Origin of the sequence: Clostridium tepidiprofundi DSM 19306 (assembly GCF_001594005.1) — a bacterium.
GTDB lineage: Bacteria > Bacillota > Clostridia > Clostridiales > Clostridiaceae > Clostridium_AC > Clostridium_AC tepidiprofundi.
Genome location: NZ_LTBA01000166.1, coordinates 1 through 569, shown reverse-complemented (window position 1 = coordinate 569; position 569 = coordinate 1). Strand labels below are relative to the sequence as shown.

At 29.5% G+C, this 569-nt stretch carries 1 protein-coding gene; it reads right to left on the bottom strand.

Going from position 1 to position 569, the window contains the following annotated elements:
- Nucleotides 1-569 (bottom strand): DnaB-like helicase N-terminal domain-containing protein (locus tag CLTEP_RS14250; RefSeq protein ID WP_153016381.1); only part of this gene is annotated, 569 nt, incomplete at both ends.

Genomic DNA, 569 nt, shown 5'->3' with positions numbered 1-569 from the left:
CTATACCACTTCTAGCTAATAACGTTACTAAACTGCCCTCAACTATTCCTTTTAACATTCTGTCTAAATCCCTATATCCTGTTAGTATTCCTAATGGTTGGGGTTTTTCAAGTTCTAATCTCTTACCCACTTCATTAACTAACCATTCCTGCAATGTAATCGTTGACGTATCCTCTGTTTGTCTATCCTCAATAATTTTACTTAATTCATTTAGTACATTGTCAGTATCTAACACTTTATCTGTTGCAATAAAATTAAACATTTTCTTTTTAAACTCGTTATTTCTGTAGCCTTCCAGTAATTTTTCAATATGCTTATTCAAGTTTTCTTTATGTGAGAAATTATTGTAAATCTCTGAAACATTAAATATATCGCCATCTTTTCTTAAACCCAATTCATCCATTTCCTGCAGCACTAAAGTTAAGTCAATATTTTTATTATTTCTTTCCATTTGCTCAATAGTTCTGAACAATCTTTGATTTAAGTCTATACTGAAACATTTTGCTTTAAGTTTATTAATTGCTTCAATTCTGCAATCTTTGTCTTTAAGCATACAACTAAGAATTTCA